Source organism: Olsenella sp. An285 (assembly GCF_002159625.1).
GTDB classification, from domain to species: Bacteria; Actinomycetota; Coriobacteriia; order Coriobacteriales; family Atopobiaceae; genus Thermophilibacter; species Thermophilibacter avicola.
Map to the genome: position 1 here is coordinate 45,602 of NZ_NFIZ01000013.1, position 19,855 is coordinate 65,456.

Consider the following 19,855-nt stretch of genomic DNA (forward strand, 5'->3'; position numbering starts at 1 on the left):
TCCAGCCGGCCCGCGGTGTTTGACGAGGTCATTCTAGCCCACCGGCCGGGACAAATCCCTCACCGCTGTCGCAAATCCCAAGAGGACGGGACCCGCAAGGGCCTACCATGGTGTTATGCGCGCCGCGAAGTCGGCGCAAGACTGCCAGGAGAGGGGCGCCCATGAGGTACCTGATTGTTGGCGGCGTTGCCGCCGGAACCAAGGTCGCGGCCAAGCTCAAGCGCTGCGACCGTTCGGCCGAGGTCGTGGTTGTCACCAAGAGCGAGGACATCAGCTACGCGGGCTGCGGCCTGCCCTACTACATTGGCGGCGACATCCAGACCCGCGGCGAGCTCATCGTCAACACGCCGGCTGCCTACGAGGGCCTCACCGGCGTCGAGGTGCGCACGGGTACGGAGGCGGTGGCGCTCGACGCGAGCGCCCACGAGGTCACGGTGCGCGAGAAGGACGGCACGTCCCATGCCGAGAAGTACGACAAGCTGGTCATAGCCACCGGCGCCTCGCCGATCGTGCCCGCGAGCATCCCCGGCACGGACCTGCCGGGCGTCTTCACCGTGCGCACCCCGGACGACGCCGAGGCCATCCGCAGCTACGCCGAGGCCGGCGCGCGCCGCGCCGTGGTGGTGGGCGCGGGCTTCATCGGCCTGGAGGTCGCCGAGAACCTGCTCGCGAGAGGTCTCTCCGTCACCGTCATAGACGCGATGCCGCAGATCATGCCCAACGTCTTTGACGCCGAGATGGCCGGCTTCGCCCAGCGCCAGCTCAAGGCAGCCGGCGTGCGCGTGATGACGTCCTGTCCGCTGGCGGCCATCAAGGGCGACGGCAAGGTCGAGGGCGTGGAGACCGGCACGGGAACGCTGCCGGCAGACCTTGTAATCCTCTCCATCGGCATCCGGCCCAACACCGCGTGGCTCGAGGGCTCCGGCGTGGAGCTCGACCACGGCTGCGTGGTGGTGGACGAGCTCTCCGCCACCAACCTGCCGGACGTCTACGCCGCCGGCGACTGCGCCGAGGTGCGCAGCGCCATCACCGGCCAGCCGCAGTGGAGCGCCATGGGGTCGACCGCCAACATCGCCGGACGCGCGCTCGCCCGCACGCTCACGGGCACGCCCACCGCGTACCCCGGCGTACTGGGCACCGGCGTCGTGCGCCTGCTCCCCACGCTCAACGGCGGGCGCACCGGCCTCACGGAGGCCGCGGCGCGCGAGGCGGGCATGGACCCCGTGAGCATCGTCTGCGTGGTTGACGACAAGGCGCACTACTACCCCGGCTCCTCGAGCTTCTTCATCAAGCTGATCGCCGAGCGCGCGACGCACCGCCTGCTGGGCGTGCAGGTGCTCGGCGCCGGCGCGGTGGACAAGGTGGTAGACGTGGTGGTAGCCGCGCTCTACCAGAAGCTCGCCGTCGAGGACCTCGACCTGATGGACCTCTCCTACGCGCCGCCCTTCTCGACCGCCATCCACCCGCTGGTCACGGCCGGCTACATCCTGGAGAACAAGCTCGCGGGCGAGCTCGAGAGCTTCACGCCCGCCGAGTACGCCGCCGGCGCCGCGTCCGACTACGCGGTGATCGACGTGCTGCCTGTGGCCACAATCCCCGGCGCGGAGTGGGTGGACCTCACCAAGATCGGCCCGGACGGCCTGCCCGGCCACACCAAGGACGAGAAGCTCCTGCTGGTATGCGCCAAGGGCAAGCGCGGCTACTTCGCGCAGAACCGCCTCAAGGCCGCGGGCTACACGGCGACGCGCGTGCTCGAGGGCGGCGTGACGTTCAACGAGGTCAAGGTGCCGCGCCCGGCCGGAGCCAAGCTCCCCGCAGCAGAGATCAAGCGTCTCAAGGGTCTGGGATGCCTGCAGGACAAGCGCTATGACGACGTCTTCAACATCCGCGTGATCACGCGCAACGGCAAGCTGACCTCGGCCGAGCAGAAGGTCGTGGCCGAGGCCGCAGAGCGCTTTGGCTCCGGCGAGGTCACGATGACCACGCGCCTCACGCTGGAAATCCAGGGCGTGAAGTACGAAAACATCGATGCGTGCATCGCCTTCCTGCAGGACGCGGGGCTCGACGCCGGCGGCACCGGCTCCAAGGTGCGCCCGGTGGTGAGCTGCAAGGGCACCACGTGCCAGTACGGCCTCATCGACACCTTCGACCTCTCCGAGAAGCTGCACGAGCGCTTCTACGTGGGGTACCACGGCGTGGAGCTGCCGCACAAGTTCAAGATCGCGGTGGGCGGCTGCCCCAACATGTGCGTCAAGCCCGACCTCAACGACCTCGGCATCGTCGGGCAGCGCGTGCCGCAGATCGATCTCGAGAAGTGCCGCGCATGCAAGGTCTGCCAGGTCGTGAAGGCCTGCCCCATGGGCGACGCCCAGATCGGGCCGGACGGCAAGATCACCATCGACGACTCCGCCTGCAACCACTGCGGCCGCTGCGTGGGCGCCTGCCCGTTTGGCGCCGTGACCGAGGGGCTCGCAGGTTACAAGGCCTACATCGGCGGGCGCTGGGGCAAAAAGACGGCTCACGGGCGCGCGCTGGACAAGATCTTCACCACGGAGGACGAGGTCATGGACGTGGTGGAGCGCGCCATCCTCTTCTTCCGCGACGAGGGCCAGAGCGGCGAGCGCTTTGCCGACACCGTGACGCGCCTCGGTTTTGACTACGTGCAGGAGAAGCTGCTGACGGCGCCCATCGACAAGGAGGCCATCCTCAACAAGAACGTAGTTGGCGGCGCCACCTGCTAACTTGACAAGGGGACAGTCCCTTTGTCAACCCGCGCAGCTTCGGCCGGGCTCGGACGTGAGCGTCCGGGCCCGGCACCAGGTTGAGGCCGTCCTGATCAAGCGGGAAGTCGAGCAGCCCCATCGTGAGGATGCCGTCATCGTCCATATACGGCTTCATCACCTTGTTCACAATGACGATCTTCCCAAAGCTGTTGCCAATGAGACACGGGGGCGCTTTCTGTCGATATGGCTGCTTCGCGAAACAGCTGTAGCGCTCACTTCATAACGAAATGGCATCCCGGTTTAGAGCCATAACTGAGATAGGCATCGGAGTCGGGCGCGCCGAGTGCTACGACTCTCTCAGCATAAACATTGTCATGTATATTGGCAGGTAGGTAACCTTGCCATCGTGCTCGACGTTTCTCTCGCAGAGGACGCATGCGTGGTCGAGACCGTAGTTCTCAACTCCGAGCACCCTCGTAAGCGCGCTATGCCGCTTGTAGGTCTTTCCGGACTTGACCTCTATGGGCAGGACCCTCCCCCCGGGCCATTCAGCGAGGAAATCCAGCTCTCCCATCTTTCGGCTTCGGAAGTAATAGAGGTGCCTGTCGGGAGACGGCGAGCAAAGCCCATGCGCGACGAGCTCCTGTGCCACGTAGTTCTCGTATATTGATCCGTAGTTGACGTCCTCCCTGCTGAAAAGCAGATCCCTGACGACCTCCATTCCACACGCGCGCGCAAGAAGCCCCACGTCGGACATGAAGAGCTTGAAGTACGATGCATTCGTCGAAAGCTCGAGCGGGTACCGAGGCTCTGCAACATTTTGTGTCGAAAGGGCCACGCCCGCATCCACGAGCCAGGAGAAATCATTGTCGTATCTGTCGAAGCGCGGCGTGCCTTCGATGTGAGACGCGATGAAGCGCTTGCTCTGGGTGTTGAGTTCCGCAGGCACGAGGTCGAACACGCGTCGCACAACGCGCGCCCGGTTCCCAGCGTATTTGCTGATGTCGCGACGATAAAGATTGATGATGTCGTTCTGTATGCGCTGAACGCGCCTGAGGTCGTTGCTTTCCACATACGCCTGGACTGCGTCCGGCATCCCCCCGACAACTAGGTAGACGTGAAGCGTCTGCAACAACCTTGCGTGCACAAACTCGTCGACGGAGCGAATCCGCTCAAAGGCGGCTCGCACCTCTGCGATGACGGCGTCCGCAACCCCCTGAGCCCAGCAAAACTCCTCGAAGTCGAGGGGGAACATCTCGACCTCGCTCAGATACCCAACGGGCATGGAGCGGATATCCTTGAGCTCCACTCCCAGCAACGAGCCAGAGATCACGAAATCAAAGTCCTTGCCATAGCGGTCTACCAGGAACTTGAGAGCAGTGACAATCTCGGGGCACTCCTGTGCCTCGTCGATGAACACAAGTGTCTCGCCAGGAACCAGATCGTCTTTCGCGAAGGCGGTGATGCGAAGAAATAGAGTTGCCGCGTCCGGCGCGCTAGCAAGGGCATCTCGGAAGTCGGGTTGCTCAATGAGATTCAGCTCTACGAAATGTCTGTAGCATTCGCGCGCGAACTGCCTAATGAGATAGGTCTTTCCGACCTGGCGAGCGCCTGTGACAAGAAGGGCTTGGGACGTCTTGAGGCGCTTCCACTCCTTCATGGCTTCGAGTGCTTTTCTCCGCAGCAAGACACACCTCGATTACCCGACGGGATGCAAGTTACAAGCCAAGTATTGCCCCTATCATGACAATTTGCAACCCGTTATTCTTGGTCTAGTTGACAACTTACAAACCTGTTATTGTGCTCAAATTGGCAACTTGCAAGCCATTGATACGACGGCGGAATATAGCACCGTTACGGAAGTTTCAGTATTCGAAATAGTTGTCCCGTGAGTCAGTTACTTCAGGTCTCTGGAGGGATCGGGTTGTCCTTCAGTGTATTGATCGGCGCTAGCTGAGCGTTTTTCGCTGTCCCTCTTGAGCGACCCGAGCAATGACCCGAATGCATCACCAGCAGCACGGCCTACGTTCTGAGCAGTCTCAGCTACCGCAGCTCCAGCATTCCCGGCAACTTCAGATACCGCTGCACCGGCAGCCGTCGCACCAGATGAAATCGTGACCCCGGCGGCCTTTAGCGCGGCAACTCCCGCCTCTCCCGCTTTCTCAATTGCCTCAGAGCGCTCCCTAGCCGCAAGCTCTGCCCTGATCACTGCAATATCTGGATAGAGTTCCTCATCAATCCCGGACAGCGGGAGAGAGCGGAGATAGCGACGCAAGCGTTCTGCGCCCGGCTTGAACGAGGCATAGGTTATACCACCGGAAATAACACCACCTATCACCGGCACAATCTTGCTTGCACCCTTAGCAAACGTCTGCTTCGTCATGCTGACGCCCAAATAGCGCAGCACTTTCTTCATCGGATTGTAGAAGAAGGTTTTGGTAAGGGCCTGTCGTTCAATCTGTTTTGCAACACTCTGCTGGGCTGCGGTTGCAGCAAACTTGGTAACGCTGTTGGCCACACCACCAACCTCGAGCATCACGCCCATGAGAACCACGAGACGAGTCACCGTCTCATCGTCAACTTCGTCATCCTCGTTCAAAAACGATTGCCATCCGTATAAGTAGGCAAGCTTCTGCTCAACCCGCATAACGTGACCAAAGTACTGAGCCAAATCGGCTGGGATGGTCCCCACCATTGCAACCCCTCCGGGAAGCCCGGCGAGAAAAGAGATTGCCGCGCACTTTTTTGTCTCGTAATCGATGACGTCAAGTGCCAAAGAGTCAATTTCCGAGGGAGAGACGCCGGCTTCAAGAGGGGTTGTCTTAACCGCGAGCTTCACATCAATCCGCGGAAACCGTTTCCTTAACTCCGCCCTGAGGAAAGCACCTCTGTTAATCTTCACTCCCGTCAGGCTCGCTGCACGAGCCATGACCCTTCTCGCGAGCGCTTCCGCCTCCTCGTCGGAGGGAGACTCATTCCGGACAGCCATTTCGGTGGATAGGGACTTGCCTTTGTCCGCCATCGTCTATCCGCCCTTCGTTAGCACTTGGCGTTCGTCTTCATTATTGCAGCTGGCCATTGCCATCCTGGAGCAAATAACGGGCTACTCCCCCGAATTATCGGCCGGCGCGTCGCGCCAGACATAGCTGATGGCCACTTTATCGCCAAGGGCGGCGTAGAAAAGCTGGGAGAGCTGCGCCTCGGCCTGCTCCTGAGCCTCATCGAGCAATCCACCCTCAGTCGCCTGCGCCTCACTCTGTTCGACGCACCAGCGCTGGAACTCGTCAACGTCACCCACTTGAATTGGATTGAGAACGTTGTTGTTCTCTTCAAGTACCCCAGACGTCTCCATGTCGGGCGTATTGGAGATGATGTACGCAGGATCAAGGGTAATCGTCACACGGTCGCCCTGATCGTCAATCTCCGCCGTCTCTAGATTCACGCCGGCCTTTATCGTTCCTGCGTAGCGATACCAGAAGCTGTTGCTGGTAAAGGGCAGGTCAAATAGGCCGAAGAAGGAATTGGAATCGGATTGCTTGTCGACAATGTTGTAGTCCTGCGAGACGGAAACCAGCTCGTTTTGCTCAACGATTCGTCCGAAAACGACCGATGCGTTCTCGGGAACCTCCTTGTCAGGCGGATTGTAATTAGCAAAGAACAGCGTCCCCACGATGCCGACAATCAGACCTACGGCCGCGCAGGCACCCCCGACCTTGGCGAGCTTGATCTTCGCATCCGAAATCTTGATTGCCATAGTTACCCCTCACCCGTCTTTGCCTCGTAGTGGCTCTCTATAGAGAGCATGACCTGATGGTAGCGCTTCTATCCTTGCCTGCATGGACAACGCGAAGGAGAAAAAGGCCATCGGGTCCCGAATCCGCGCCGAGCGCGATGCTCACGGCATCTCTCAGCGCCAGCTCGCGCTCATGACGGGCACGAGCCGCTCCTACCTCTGGAAGATCGAGACAGGAGCGGCTGACGTGGGCCTCGACGTTCTTATCCGCATTGCCCGGGCTCTTGGCGTGCGGGTTCGGGACCTCATCGAGTTCTAGGACCTACGCAACCTCGGCGAGGTTTTCGTAGATTCTCGCGGTAACCTCCGCATAGTAGGCAGCATCCGCCGGAGAGAGGTCGGAGGTATCCACCTCGCTCATCGTACCCATGCTCTCCGTGTACTGAGCCATCAAGTTGGAGTACTGAGCGATTAGCTCAGTCGAGGTGGGGTTCTCCCCATATGCCTTGATGAACTCGACGTACTCGTTGAAGAAGGACTCATAGCCATCCATCATCGCCTTGAACTCAGGGTCCACGCCGGAAGCATCCGACGAGTCCGCAGCGGCCGGCTCGGCGTCACCAGCCGCAGACTCTGCGCTTTCGACCGTCCCGCCATTCTCCACTACCTGAACAGGGGCGAAGACACCCTCGACGTCAAAGTCGTTAGAGTAGAACGCGCTGCGCACATCCGAGTAATCGCTGTAGACATCTGACCTGGTGTCCGACCATGCGTCGTAGACATCGCTGCGTGCGTCCGACCAGGCATCGTAGGCGTCGCTATGAGCTTCGGACCACTCATCATAGGGTGTCACATCGTAGGCGTCCTGAATGACGCCGTCATAGTAGGCGTCATACATCTCGTCAAACGCGTCCTCGTATATCTCGTCGTAGTAGTCTTCGAATGCGTCCTCATATACGGAGTCGTAGTACTCCTCGGTTGCCTTGTCGAGCTCGCGGTCGTCCGTAACGTCAACACTGTCGACGACCAGCTTGTAATACTCCCTGCCACTCTCAACGGCACGAGCACCCAGCGCCTCGGTCTCACTCACCGCTAGGTCGTACCACTGCTGTATTTTGTCTACGCTCGCCAAGTAGTCCTCGTAGGTCTCTCCCACCTCGGCAAACAGCTTTTCCTGCTCGTCAAGCAGTTTCTTGCTCGTACTGGAGAAATCTGCTTGCACGTCCTGGATAAAAGCCTCCAGACTGTTTGCGGGAGCAGCCTGTTCCTGCTGAGGGGGCGCGTCAGTCGTCCCAGGCTGTGTCGTTTCCCCACCACTGCCACCGCACGCGCCCAGTGACAGAGCGGCCGCCATGGCAACAACGCATGCGAATCCCTTTTTCACGTTCGTCACCCTCTCTTTGTTACGGGCGCCTACGCCCTCTTTGACTGCCTGCGCAGCACGATCTGCCAGATAGCAAGCGCGACCGCCGCGATACCGGCCGCGAGATACACCCACCGGGCAACGCCCCAGTCGTAGCTGGTGCTGGGAATCACGCCACGGTCCTCGAAGTCCCAGCTCAAAAGGAGCGACAGCGCCACCGTAAGCACGGAGAACACGACTACCGGGATGGGCTTGCGCACCAGCGCGAAGAGCAGCGTCAACACGCCCAGAACTCCCGCGGCAGCCGTGAGCGCCGTGTACAGCATCGAGAATGCCTCGCTCATTCCCAGCTCTCCCGACGAGCTGTAGATGCGCACGTACTCAAAGAGGGAGATGTCGGCAAGGTCCTGGTTGCTCATGCCGAGCGTCTCGGAATAGGGGTTGAGCGACATCGAGCTCAAACCATCGCGAAACTCCTGGCTTCCGGCCGCGTACGGCAGGAAGAAGGCAGCTACGAGAAGGACGGCGGCAACAATGGTAGCCGCCGCGGCAATCGTACTGAGCTGCTTGGTCTTCTCGACTCCTGAGCCTTCGGTCTGCATTTGAGCCTCCTTTCAGCGGAACGAGACCCATTCTGAAAAGGAGGCGAATGCAATTCCTCAGTTGGCAACTGAATTATGCGAACGGCGGATGGTCGTGCCCGATCGCGTTACCACGCCTGGGCGTAGACCTCGTAGGTAGCGTAATCGGGGGCACCGTGGGCCGAAATCTCAAACGAGGTAGACTCCCCAACGGCGGGCCTGTCAGCAAAACCCACCGATCCAAAGACGATTGCACCGGACTCGTCACGCAGCAGCAGAGACAGGGCAACCTGGCTGCCTATGCCCGACTCGTCATCCTCTAGAGTAGTGACCTCGCCGACGAAATCGGTGCCCCCAAAGCTGTCAGAAACGGGATTGACCCCAGTAACCTCAAAGGCTGCCTTGGAATAGAAGGTCGTACTTAGCTGGTAGTCCTCAATAGGCGTTGGCTTGAACTCAACCCTTGCGGGAGACTTACCTGCATCGCCGGCCAGATCGCCCCAATAGATGGTCTCCCCGGGAGCTATGGATGAGAGAGTGTGGTCCTGGGAGAAGAGGACGTTGCCCGCCTCGTCGCGACCCGTGACGGTGTACGAGGGAAACTCGACTGATGCGTCTCCGGGATTGCTGAGAGCAATCCCGTAGTGCACGAACCCCTGCGCGTCGACGGACCAGCCGGACTCGACGATCTCGAGTTCGGGGGCGCTCTCGACGGGCGCGACGCCGGATGCGGGACCGTCGGCCGTCGTGTCGTCCGCAACCGGGGCCTCACCCGAGCCCTCGGCCCCATCCGAGCCCGGGGCTGGCTCGCTTGCGGCGGGCGTACCCGAGCCCTCCGCGACGCCGCCGTTCTTCTCGCCGCCGACAATCCCCTCGTTGAAGAGAATGAGCACCACGGCAACGGCAAAGGCCGCGAGCGCCATGAGCGCCACGAGGATCTTGGTCGGGTTCAGGTAGTGACGGTAGTCCTGGAGCTGGATGTCGGGCTCCGCCGTGCGGGGCGTCTCCGGGACGGACGCCGCGGGCTCTGGTCCCTTCTCGCCGTTGAGCGCCGCCGCCAGGGCCGTCACGGTCTGATAGCGGGCACTCGGCTCCATGGCCGTCGCGCGGGCGACAAGCTCGCGCATTGCCGGCGACACGACCGCCGTGTCCGCAAGCGCGGCCTCGTACTTCTCCGCCTCTGCCGGAGAGACGCCCGTGAGCAGGTAGCCGAGCATGCGGCCGAGGGAGTAGACGTCGGAGCGAGCGTCCGTCTGCGCGAAGCCGTACTGCTCGGGGGAGGCAAATCCGTAGGTCCCGAGCTGCGTGGTGTCGCGCGTGGCGCCCTCCACGCGAAAGCGCGCGATGCCCAGGTCGATGAGGTGCGCCCCGTCCGCCGCCACGATCACGTTGGTGGGAGAGACGTCGCGGTGGACGATGCCGTGCTCGTGGAGCGCGCCCACGGCCTCACAGAGCTGGAGGACCAGCTGGCGCGCGTCCTTCTCGGCAAGTCGGCCGCGAGCGGTCACGAGCTGCTCGAGGTTCTCGCCGGGCACGTAGTCGCACACGATGACGAACTCGTCGGGCATCTCGTAGGTCGCTTCAACGTGGGGAAGGCGAGCGCACTCGCACTCGACGAGCGTCGCCCAGACGCCACGACGGGCGAGCTTGGAGGGTATCCGCTTGCGCACGAAGGGGCCGGAGCCCTCGAGCGTCACGAGCTCGGTCGTCCCGCCCGCGCCCTGCGCGAGAACGCGCTCGACGCGATAGGCGTCGTCGATGCCCATGGCATGTATGACTTGCTCGTCGTTCAAGGCCGCCGCCCTCAGTCGAGACCGCTCGTAAGACCATAGTACAGGCTATATTCAGTCAGTAACTGATTCCTCAGTTGGGAACTGAAAAGAGCGTAACGAGAAGGACGTGGGGGGCTGCCCCCCGCCGGCGGCACGTGGCCTAGGAGCGCAGCGGGCCCGTCCCGAAGAGGGTCTTCTCGCCCAGGCGGTAGAGCTCGTCGTCCGTCTGCGAGCGCGTGAAGCCGTGCTCGACGCACCAGATGATCACCGCGTCGCGACGGACCTTGGGCCAGAGCTCGGAGACGCCGTCCAGGCGAAGCAGGCGCTGGGTCTCGCGCAGGCTGCAGCCGAGGCCGAGGGCGAGCATGAGGGCGTTGTCGCGGCCGAGGCGGCTCTTGCCGGTAAAGACGTCGTAGACGAAAGTGCCGTTGAGGCCGGAGGCGCGGATCACGTCCGCGCGCTTGAGTCCCTTCTCGGCGAGAAGCCCACGCAGGTAGTCGGGCAGCTCGCGGTCGAGCGTGAGATCCTGGTCGAGATAGGCCTCGGGCGACTGCGCGGCAAGCAGCCGCTCGAGAAGCTCCTCGGTCAGGCGCTCCTGTGGCGCCTCGCCCTTCTCTGCCACGATGCCTCCCAACTTTTAACAGGTTTTATCTGCGGTTTTGTACCTGTTCCCTTTTGAGGGGTCAGAACTTGTCGACGTGGCCGGTGGCGCGGCGGCGCAGGTCTGCGATCGCGGCCGGGATCTCGTCCAGGTCGTACGGCGTCATCTGGTAGACCCAGTTGAGCCAGTTGCGGTAGAGCAGGTTGGCGTGCGCGCGCCAGGTGAAGAGCGGCTGCTTCTCCGGGTCGTCGTCCGGGAAGTAGTTCTCGGGCACGCGGATGGGCAGGCCCTTGTGGAAGTCGCGCCAGAACTCGTCCGCCAGGGTGTCGCGGCCGTACTCGAAGTGACCGGTCACGTAGACCTCGTGGAAGTCGCGCGTGGCAAGAAGCGACGGGCCGCTCGTAAAGCCCTCGGAAAGCACGCAGAGCTCCGGGTGGTTTGCCAGCTCGGCGGTGTCGATCGCGGCGTGACGGGAGTGCGGCATGTAGTGCACCTCGTCGAAGCCGTTGGTGAGGAAGCTGTACTCGTCGCAGAGACGCTGCTTGAAGACGCCGAAGAGCTTGGCGCCCAGCTGGCGCTTGGGGATGCCGTAGAGGTGCCAGAGGCCGCCCAGCGCCGCCCAGCAGAGGTACATCGTGGAGAAGACGTGCTCCTGGCTCCAGTCCACGATCTCGCAGAACTCGTCCCAGTAGTCCACGTCGGCGTAGTCCAGGTGCTCCACCGGGGCGCCCGTGATGATGAGGCCGTCGTAGTTCTTGTCGCGGAAGGCGTCGAAGGTGTCGTAGAACTTGACCAGGTGGTCCTGGGAGACGTGCGTGGACTCGTGGGTGGAGACGCGCATGAAGTCGCAGCTCACCTGCAGCGGAGACTTGGAGATGAGGCGCAGGATCTGGGTCTCGGTCTCGATCTTGGTGGGCATGAGGTTCAAGATCGCCACCTTGAGGGGGCGGATCTCCTGGTGGCTGGCGACCTCCTCCTCCAGCGCGAAGATGCGCTCCTGCTGGAGGATCTTCTTCGCGGGCAGGCCGTCGGGGATGTTGATGGGCATGCGGACTCCGTTTCTGCGTCGTAACCTGTCCAGTATAACCACGTCAGGCCGCATGCTCTATACTTGTCCCCATGACTACTTCATTTGCCGAGCTCGGGCTAAACGAGCAGATCCTCGCCGGGGTGACCGCCCTCGGCTTCACCACGCCGACCCCCGTCCAGGCCCAGGCCATCCCCGTGGTGCTCACAGGCCGTGACATCGTTGCCTCCGCGCAGACGGGCACGGGCAAGACAGCCGCCTTCGCGCTGCCCACGCTGCAGCTCGTGGCGGGCGCAAAGGGCAAGGGGCCGCACGCGCTCGTGGTCACGCCCACGCGCGAGCTGGCGGCGCAGATCGAGAACGTCGTGAGCGTCGTGTGCAAGGAGACCGGCCAGCGCGCCGTCATCGTCATGGGCGGGACCAAGTTCGACCGCCAGATCAAGGAGCTCGAGCGGGGATGCGACCTCTTGGTGGCCACGCCCGGGCGCCTCATCGACCTCATGGAGCACAAGCACGTGAGCCTCGCGCAGGTGCGCGTGCTCGTGCTGGACGAGGCCGACCGCATGCTGGACATGGGCTTCTGGCCGAGCGTGCGCCGCATCATGCACGCGCTTCCCAAGGAGCACCAGACGCTGCTCTTCTCCGCCACCATCCCGCCGTCGATCAAGTCCACGATCGACGCGCTGCTCACGGACCCCGCTACCGTTGAGATCTCCCGCGTGGGGGAGACGGCGGACACCGTGGAGGAGCACCTCTGCCCCATCACGCAGGGCCAGAAGACCGAGCTTCTGCGCGCGCTTCTGGAGACCGGCGGCGCCGCTGGCGAGAAGCCCGAGCGCGTGCTCGTGTTCTGCCGCACCAAGCACCGCGTGGACGACGTCTCCAAGACCCTCAAGTCCGCCGGCGTGAAGGTCGACGTCATGCACGCCGACCGCCCGCAGGCCGCGCGCGCCCGCGCACTGGAAAAGTTCCGCGACGGCAAGGTCCAGGTGCTCGTGGCGACCGACGTCATGAGCCGCGGCATCGACGTCTCCGGGATCGACGCGGTCGTGAACTTCGACGTCCCCATGGACCCGGAGGACTACGTGCACCGCATCGGGCGCACGGGACGCGCCGGCGCCACCGGTCACGCCTACACCTTCGTGGCGCCGGACGAGATCAGCCCCCTGCGCGAGATCGAGTACTTCACCAAGAAGCTCGTGCCCGTGTGGGACCTCCCCGGCTTCACCTACGACGCCGGGCGCATCGTCCCGCAGGCGGATCGCGCGACCAAGCGCTCCACCCGCACCATGTTCGCCGGCTCGCGTCAGCGCGGCCGCGGCTTCGGCGGCGGGCGCTACGGCCGCCACTACTAGTCTGTGAGTTGGGGACAGTCCCCAACTCACATAAATGATTTGTGTAAATCGGGGACTGTCCCCAATTTACACACTGGAGGACAACGTGAAGCAGGCACGCCCCTATCCGCGCCTCACCGTCACCCGCAAGGCGGCGCGCTCGCTCGCCGGTGGTCACCCGTGGGTCTTCGAGGGCGAGGTGCTCTCCGCCGAGCCCGCCCAGAACGGCGACGTTGTGGACGTCTTCGAGGAGAACGGCACGTGGCAGGGGGCGGGGCTCCTCTCGCAGGAGTCGAAGATCCGCGTGCGCGTGGTCACCCGCAACGCCAACGACCGCATTGACGAGTCGTTCTGGCGCCGTCGCGCCACTTGGGCGTGGCAGCACCGCGTGACCGCCATGGGGTCGCGCGGGCTTCCCGGCGCTGAGCCCGACACCACGTGCTGCCGCGTGGTGTTCTCGGAGGCCGACGGCTTTCCCGGCCTCGTGGCGGACCGCTACGAGAACGTGCTGGTGACGCAGGTCGGCACCGTGGGCATGGAGCGCCTGCGTCCCGTGGTCTACGGTGCGCTGGTGGAGGCCCTTGCCGCGGACGGGCAGCAGATCGACGCCATATACGAGAGAAACGACGGCCCCTCGCGCGCCAAGGAGGGCCTGCAGCAGTACAAGGGCTGGTGGGACGGCCTGGCCGCCCCCGACTCGGCGCGCATCGTCGTGCGCGAGAACGGCCTCTCCTTCGATCTTGACATCGAGAACAGCCAGAAGACGGGCTTCTTCCTCGACCAGAAGTACAACCGCCGAGCCGTGCGCGAGCTGGCGCGCGGGAGGCGCGTGCTCGACTGCTTCTGCCACGTGGGGCCCTTCGGCCTCAACGCGGCGGTGGGTGGCGCCGAGCTCGTGCGCTGCGTGGACGTGAGCCAGACGGCGATTGACCTCGCACGCGAGAACGCCCAGCTCAACGGCCTTGCAGATCGCATGGCATTCACCTGCGCCAACGTGCTCGACTACCTGCCCGAGCTCCGTGCGAGCCGCACCCGCCTGCGCGAGGAGGGCGGCCCCTTCGACCTCATCGTGCTGGACCCACCGGCCTTCACCAAGAGCCGCGGCACCGTCGGCCACGCTGCGCGCGGCTACCGCGAGATCAACTACGAGGCCCTTCGCCTGCTGCCCCGCGGCGGCTACCTCGCCACGTGCAGCTGCTCGCACTTCACGACGCGCGACCTTCTGGCCAAGGCCATCGCCGAGGCCGCACACCAGGCAAACGTGCAGCTCAAGCAGGTCGAGGAGCGCCAGCAGGCGCCCGACCACCCCATCCTCTGGGGCTTTCCCGAGAGCCACTACCTGGACTTCTTCATCTTCCAGGTGGTGTAGCGACCGCGCACGCCTGATAGCCTGACAATCTGATGATCGACGAAGGCTCGTCGAATGATCCTAAGAACGAGTTGCATCCTCATTTCGTTCTTAGAGCTTTTGTGACTTCCCTAAGAACGGCAACGTGTTCTTAGGGAGGCCAATACAATTCTAAGAACGATTTGATGTTTCAATCTGTTCTTAGGGGAAACCATGCTCGACAACATTCACCCGGGAAGGCAGGGAAGGCTTCGGAGCAACCTCTCAGGCGAACTTGAGTATCATTCATTTCTCCCCTCGCGCCTCCAGGACTGTCTCCCCCTTGCGCTGGACGAGGGGACCCGACGAGCAATATCCGACTGCCGCGGCATACTTGGCGAGATGCAGGGCATGGCGCGCTTCATCCCTAATGTCGGCATGTACCTAACCATGTATGTCCGCAAAGAGGCCCTTCTCTCGTCACAGATTGAGGGGACCCAGTGCACCTTTGATGACGTCCTCGATCCCAGCCTCACCGAAAATGCGAGCAGAGACCTCGAAGATGTAGTTAGGTATGTGGAGGCCACGGAACATGCCGTGAAGCTCCTGGACGAAATCCCCCTCTGCACGAGAATGCTGAGGCAGGTTCACCGAGTCCTTCTTGAAGGGGTTCGTGGATCCGACAGGCATCCCGGAGAGCTTCGCACGTCGCAGAACTGGGTTGGGGCGACGGGGTGCACGCTTTCGCAGGCCGCGTACGTCCCTCCCAACGTCGATGATATGAACGAGGCTCTTTCCGACCTCGAGGTTTTTCTTAACGAAGAGACGAGTCTTGATCCAATTGTCAAGGCGGCACTCGCACACTATCAGTTTGAGACCATCCATCCGTTTCTTGACGGCAACGGCAGGATTGGCCGGCTTCTCATTACCCTTTCCCTCATGAACGATGGCATCCTGGAGCTTCCGGTACTCTATCCATCCTACGAGCTAAAGCGTCGACGCTCCACCTACTACGAATGGCTGATGCGCGTTCGCGAAGCTGGTGATTATGAGGGATGGGTCGGCTTCTTCTGCGACTGCCTTCTTCGGAGCGCCGCGGACGCCCGAGACTCCATGCGCGCCCTCGCCGAACTGCACGCCTCCTCGGAGCGCCTCATCCTCTCCTCAATGAAAAGAGGCTCAGCGAACGCCCTGCGCCTTCTGGAGCTGCTCGAGGGAAACCCCATCGTAGACGTCAACTTCGTTGCAAGCCGCCTTGAGCTCAGCGCCTCAGGCGCCAACTCGCTCATTGGCTCGATGACGCATCTTGGGCTTCTTGTTCAAAGAGACTCGTCGCGAAAGCGATATCGCATCTTTTCTTACGAGCCCTACCTCAGAATCCTCAGATCAGGAGATGAGCCCCTATAGATAAGGTGGCGCACTTGACAGTTTGACCTGAGCAAACTGTCAAGTCAGGGGCGCTTGCGACGACGGGAGCGGAAGAACTCGCGCAGCAGGTCGGCCGCCTCGTCCCCCAGCACGCCCGCGCTCACCGCAAAGGCGTGGTTGAGGCGGGGGTCGCAGCTCACGTCAAAGAGCGTGCCGAGCGCGCCGCCCTTTGGGTCGGATGCCCCGTAGACGCAGCGGTCCACTCGCGCGTTCACCATGAGGCCGGCGCACATGAGGCAGGGCTCGAGTGTGACGTAGACGGTGCAGCCCGTGAGGCGCCATCGTCCCAGCTCGCGCGCCGCGGCGACCATGGCGGAGAACTCCGCGTGCGCCGAGGGGTCGGCGTCCGTCTCGCGCCGGTTGTGGGCGCGAGAGACGACGCGCCCGTCGCACACCACAACGGCGCCGATGGGAACCTCGCCCTCCTCCGCCGCCAGACGGGCCTCGTCCAGCGCCATGCGCATGTAGCGCTCGTCATCTGCCGCGGAGCCGCCCGCCGCCGCGCCCACCACGGAGCCCGCGCCCTCGCCGTCCTGCATCATGCCTCCCGCCCGCGCCTGCAATCCATATGGGGTAGGATACTAGTGCTCAGGCACGGAGGAGTGGCAGAGCGGTTGATTGCAGCGGTCTTGAAAACCGTCGAGCGGGTAACCCCCGTTCCGAGGGTTCGAATCCCTCCTCCTCCGCCATTTGCAACCACGCGGGCCCCGGTCGGGCTTTCCCGACCGGGACCCGCGGCATGTCTGCTCAGAGTCCCCGGAAATTAACGTACTTTGGTTTCCTGAAATAACGCTGTTACCCCTGTTGGCACTTAAGAGCTAGATCCAGAAAGTACGTTAATTTCCCGACCCCTCGAACAAGCCCCCGCCAAGGGACCCGTCAGAGCCCGCCCGTCGCGCACGTCTGCGCTCCAGCGCGCGGTGCCCCCACGCCACGACCCCGATGAGCGCCACCGCATCCGCGATACCCAGGGCGGTCCCCAGGTAGTTGACGCCCTCGCGCTTGATCGGCCGCTCGATGAGCGGGCGCCCCTCGACAGCGGCGGACTCGTTGTAGGCGAGGTTGGCCGAGCGCGCCTCCACGCTCATGTAGAGCACGTCCTTCGCCGCGCGCCGCAGGCTCGCCACGTAGCCGCGCTCCGCCGCGTCGCCGTCGGGCTCGAGCGAGTACTCGCCGCTGCGGAAGACACCGTCCATGTAGAGGTCCCCGCCGGCAAGGAGCGACTGGTCGGAGCTCATGTACTGCTGGTGGTCGGCGTAGTCCGTGATCACCGCGCCCTCGAAGCCCCACTCCCCGCGCAGGACGTCCGTGAGCAGCGCCCGACTGCCGCCCGCCCACGTGGCGCCAATGCGGTTGTACGAGGTCATGAGGCCCGTAGCCCCGCCCTCCACGGCAATCTGGAACGGCCGCAGGTAGAGCTCGCGCAGCGTCTGCTCCGTGAGCCAGGTGTAGAGCGAGTCGCGGTACGAGTCCTGGTTGTTGACCGCGAAGTGCTTGAGGAAGCAGTACGTCCCCGCGTCGCACGCTCCGCCCACCACCTGCGCCGCCAGGGTCCCGCAGACGAGCGGGTCCTCCGAGTAGTACTCGTAGTTGCGCCCGCCCACGGGCGTGCGGTGCAGGTTCGCGCAGGGCGCGTAGAGGCCGTCGACGCCCAGCACCGCCGCCTCGAGACCCAGCTGCCGCCCGTACTCGCGCGCGAGCTCCGCGTTCCAGGTCTGCGCGAGCACGCTCGGCGCCGGGTAGCCCACACCGTACGCGAGCTGGTTGAACGACCCCACCTGAGCGGGCCCGTCCACCTCCTTGGTGAGGGGCTTGCCAATGGCCTCGATCGAGCCCGTGGCCAGGTAGCCGTGCAGCGTGAGCCGCTCCATGTCGCTCACGGAGATGCGGTCGAGCACGATCTCCCAGAAGGGGCTCCCGTAGTCCGTCCCCAGCTCCACGCCCAGCTCCGTGAGCTCACCGTCCTGGAAGAGCTGCCACGTCTGGCTCCAGGCGGTAACGGAGGGCTGCACGTCCGCCGGCCCCGAAGACTGGGCCACGAGCTCGGCGTCCTCGAGCGCCCGCTCCGCGTCATAGAGGTTGAGCTCCGCCACGGCGTCGGACATGGAGCGGTTGGCGGCCCGCGCCTCCGGGAACGTCCCGGCAAAGTCCGCGCGCGTGAGGTAGGTGATGTCCGCGCCGGAGTCCGAGCCGTCGACGGACACGCCGTCCGCCGCGGCCTCGCCCGTGAAGCGGTTGGTCACGACGGCACCGGTCTCCAAGCTCGTCTCACACGTGACGTCATCCGGGAGGTAGAGGACCGTCCGAGCGGCCGGGCACTCCGCGGCCTCGTGCGCATTGCGCCGAAGCTCCACCACGTACTCGCCGCGTTCCAGCTCGTAGCCGCAGAAGCCGTTGGCGTTGGCGTCCAGGCCGTCGTATGACGCCACGTCGTCCAGGTCAAAGGAGAGCGTCACCTCCTGGCTCCCCCCGGGCTGCAGCAGCCGGGTCTTCTCAAACGCCACCAGCACGGAGGACGCCTTCTCGATCCCGCCCGGCGCGTACGGCGCGGAGCAGTAGAGCTGCAGCACGTCGCGCCCCGCCACCGAGCCCGTGTTGGTCACGCGCACGCGCAGCGAGAAGGACGTCTCGCGCCCCACGCGCGTCCCCTGCGAGGGCGTGCGTCCCACGACCTCCCAGGAGAAGTCCGTGTAGCTGAGGCCGTAGCCAAACGGGTACTGGACCACGCCCTCGTACCCCGTGCCGTGCTCGTTTGCCACGTCGTCCCAGAAGCCCTCGGCGTCCGCGGTCTCGTACCAGCGATATCCCACGTAGATGCCCTCGACGTAGTCCACGTAGCGCACCGCGTCGTAGGTCTCCGCCACGCCCACGTTGACGTTGGGGGTGCCGTCCGCGGGGTAGAGCCCCTGGGAGCCAACGTACGAACCCTCGCCCCTCTCGCCGGAGTTTGCCCAGCTCGCGGCCGTCGAGAAGTCGTACGCGTACGTGTCCGCCGTGCGGCCGGAGGGGTTGACGTCCCCCCAGAGGACCGACGCCACGGCGCGCGCCCCCACCTCGCCGGTGGTGCCCACCAGAAGCGCCGCGTCTATGCCCGGAATGGTCTCGAGCTCGCCCAGCTCCATCGTGTTGGTGGAGTTGACCACCACGACCACGTGCTCGTACGTGGCGCCCACGTACGACAGGAGCTCCTCTTCCTCCTGAGAAAGCTCGAGGTAGGTGCGGGTGGCGTCCGTCACGACGTCGCCCCCGCGCTCACGCACCTTGTACTGGCGCGCGGGGCAGTCTATGGACTCTCCCGCCACGCGCCCTATCACCACGATGGCGGTGTCAGAGAACTCCCGAGCGTTGGCGAGAAGATCCTCGGAGTAGCAGGTGGCGTCGTCGATGCTAGGCTCGTAGAGGCGGCAGTACTCGTAGTCGTGGCTGTTGAGGGCGCCCGCCCACTTGTAGGCGCGCTCACCGTAGAAGCCGCGGTACATGTCCGCAAGCTCGTGGTTGTACGAGACCCCGCGCTCCTCCAGCGCGTCCAGAAGACCCATGACCGAGCCCGTGACCTGGCCCGACCCGGAGCCCGAGCCCACCCACTGCGTCGAGGCCCAGCCAAAGACGTTGACGCTCTTCGTGTCCCTCGGAAGGGGCAGCGTCTGGTCCTCGTTGCGCACGAGCACGATGCCCTCGGCCTCGATGCGCTCCGCGAGGGCGCGGCCGGCCTCCATGGTGGAGTCGCGCCGCTCTGCCGAGACGTCCACCGTGTCCGTAGCCAGGAAGGACTTCACCGTGTCCCCCATGAGCGCCATGGCCACGGTGCCCGCCGCGAGCGCCGCCACGGCGCCCACGGCAGCCACGGCACCAACCGCGTGCGCGACACGGCGCAGGGTGCGACGACTCTTGTCGGCAAGCTTCATGCGTCCTCCTCGCCCCCATCATAACGTGACTGCGGGGCAGGGCATGACGGCGGGGGCGGGG

At 64.0% G+C, this 19,855-nt stretch carries 15 protein-coding genes and 1 tRNA gene; 6 read left to right on the forward strand and 10 right to left on the reverse strand.

The genetic code is table 11. The features are described 5' to 3' along the window. The first annotated feature begins 161 nt into the window (after nucleotides 1-161). The gene (locus tag B5F79_RS08865; protein WP_087220424.1) at nucleotides 162-2,741 is read left to right on the forward strand and encodes an FAD-dependent oxidoreductase; all 2,580 of its coding nucleotides are present in this window, start codon (nucleotides 162-164) and stop codon (nucleotides 2,739-2,741) included. A 328-nt stretch (nucleotides 2,742-3,069) separates the two neighbouring features. Here the strand turns inward: B5F79_RS08865 and B5F79_RS08870 are convergent, their stop codons facing one another. The 3 genes from B5F79_RS08870 to B5F79_RS08880 form a co-directional block, all read right to left on the reverse strand. Then, nucleotides 3,070-4,383: an ATP-binding protein gene (locus B5F79_RS08870; protein ID WP_087220427.1), complete on the reverse strand. Its 1,314-nt coding sequence runs from the start codon at nucleotides 4,381-4,383 to the stop codon at nucleotides 3,070-3,072. A gap of 237 nt (nucleotides 4,384-4,620) precedes the next feature. Further along, nucleotides 4,621-5,745: a hypothetical protein gene (locus tag B5F79_RS08875; protein ID WP_087220429.1), complete on the reverse strand. Its 1,125-nt coding sequence runs from the start codon at nucleotides 5,743-5,745 to the stop codon at nucleotides 4,621-4,623. Between the two features lie 81 nt (nucleotides 5,746-5,826). Next, a complete protein-coding gene (locus B5F79_RS08880) occupies nucleotides 5,827-6,477 on the reverse strand; it encodes a DUF4230 domain-containing protein (RefSeq protein ID WP_087220432.1) in 651 nt (216 codons plus the stop codon). A gap of 82 nt (nucleotides 6,478-6,559) precedes the next feature. Here B5F79_RS08880 and B5F79_RS08885 point away from each other — a divergent pair, with 82 nt between their 5' ends. Beyond that, on the forward strand, nucleotides 6,560-6,775 hold the full coding sequence (locus B5F79_RS08885) for a helix-turn-helix domain-containing protein (protein ID WP_087220435.1): 216 nt from the start codon (nucleotides 6,560-6,562) through the stop codon (nucleotides 6,773-6,775). Nucleotides 6,776-6,778: 3 nt separating this feature from the next. Here the strand turns inward: B5F79_RS08885 and B5F79_RS08890 are convergent, their stop codons facing one another. The 5 genes from B5F79_RS08890 to B5F79_RS08910 all read right to left on the reverse strand — a co-directional run bounded on the left by B5F79_RS08890 (nucleotide 6,779) and on the right by B5F79_RS08910 (nucleotide 11,821). Then, complete coding sequence (locus B5F79_RS08890) at nucleotides 6,779-7,840, reverse strand: DUF6591 domain-containing protein (protein WP_143786280.1); 1,062 nt, start codon at nucleotides 7,838-7,840, stop codon at nucleotides 6,779-6,781. A 29-nt stretch (nucleotides 7,841-7,869) separates the two neighbouring features. Beyond that, nucleotides 7,870-8,421: a hypothetical protein gene (locus tag B5F79_RS08895; RefSeq protein ID WP_087220441.1), complete on the reverse strand. Its 552-nt coding sequence runs from the start codon at nucleotides 8,419-8,421 to the stop codon at nucleotides 7,870-7,872. Nucleotides 8,422-8,528: 107 nt separating this feature from the next. Beyond that, nucleotides 8,529-10,193 carry a serine/threonine protein kinase gene (locus B5F79_RS08900; protein WP_143786281.1) on the reverse strand — a complete coding sequence of 555 codons (1,665 nt, stop codon included), beginning with the start codon at nucleotides 10,191-10,193 and terminating at the stop codon, nucleotides 8,529-8,531. Nucleotides 10,194-10,332: 139 nt separating this feature from the next. Further along, nucleotides 10,333-10,794, reverse strand: coding sequence for a helix-turn-helix domain-containing protein (locus B5F79_RS08905; protein WP_087220447.1), 462 nt, complete (start codon nucleotides 10,792-10,794; stop codon nucleotides 10,333-10,335). A gap of 61 nt (nucleotides 10,795-10,855) precedes the next feature. After that, entirely contained in the window at nucleotides 10,856-11,821 is a 966-nt protein-coding gene (locus B5F79_RS08910; RefSeq protein WP_087220450.1) for a homoserine O-succinyltransferase, read from the reverse strand. Between the two features lie 71 nt (nucleotides 11,822-11,892). Here B5F79_RS08910 and B5F79_RS08915 point away from each other — a divergent pair, with 71 nt between their 5' ends. From B5F79_RS08915 to B5F79_RS08925, 3 genes are all read left to right on the forward strand, one after another. Then, complete coding sequence (locus B5F79_RS08915) at nucleotides 11,893-13,155, forward strand: DEAD/DEAH box helicase (RefSeq protein WP_087220453.1); 1,263 nt, start codon at nucleotides 11,893-11,895, stop codon at nucleotides 13,153-13,155. A gap of 85 nt (nucleotides 13,156-13,240) precedes the next feature. Then, nucleotides 13,241-14,503, forward strand: a complete 1,263-nt coding sequence (locus B5F79_RS08920; protein WP_087220456.1) for a class I SAM-dependent rRNA methyltransferase — start codon at nucleotides 13,241-13,243, stop codon at nucleotides 14,501-14,503. A gap of 192 nt (nucleotides 14,504-14,695) precedes the next feature. Further along, the gene (locus B5F79_RS08925) at nucleotides 14,696-15,868 is read left to right on the forward strand and encodes a Fic family protein (RefSeq protein ID WP_087220459.1); all 1,173 of its coding nucleotides are present in this window, start codon (nucleotides 14,696-14,698) and stop codon (nucleotides 15,866-15,868) included. 44 nt (nucleotides 15,869-15,912) lie between these two features. On the opposite strand, the gene tadA is transcribed toward B5F79_RS08925, so the two are convergent. Then, nucleotides 15,913-16,428 (reverse strand): tRNA adenosine(34) deaminase TadA, encoded by a 516-nt coding sequence (gene tadA, locus B5F79_RS08930; RefSeq protein ID WP_087220464.1) that lies wholly within the window; start codon nucleotides 16,426-16,428, stop codon nucleotides 15,913-15,915. Nucleotides 16,429-16,485: 57 nt separating this feature from the next. On the opposite strand from tadA, the gene B5F79_RS08935 reads away from it, so the two are divergent. Further along, nucleotides 16,486-16,578, forward strand: a tRNA-Ser gene (locus B5F79_RS08935). A gap of 147 nt (nucleotides 16,579-16,725) precedes the next feature. Here B5F79_RS08935 and B5F79_RS08940 read toward each other — a convergent pair. Continuing rightward, the gene (locus B5F79_RS08940) at nucleotides 16,726-19,794 is read right to left on the reverse strand and encodes a glycoside hydrolase family 3 protein (protein ID WP_087220467.1); all 3,069 of its coding nucleotides are present in this window, start codon (nucleotides 19,792-19,794) and stop codon (nucleotides 16,726-16,728) included. Nucleotides 19,795-19,855: the final 61 nt, after the last annotated feature.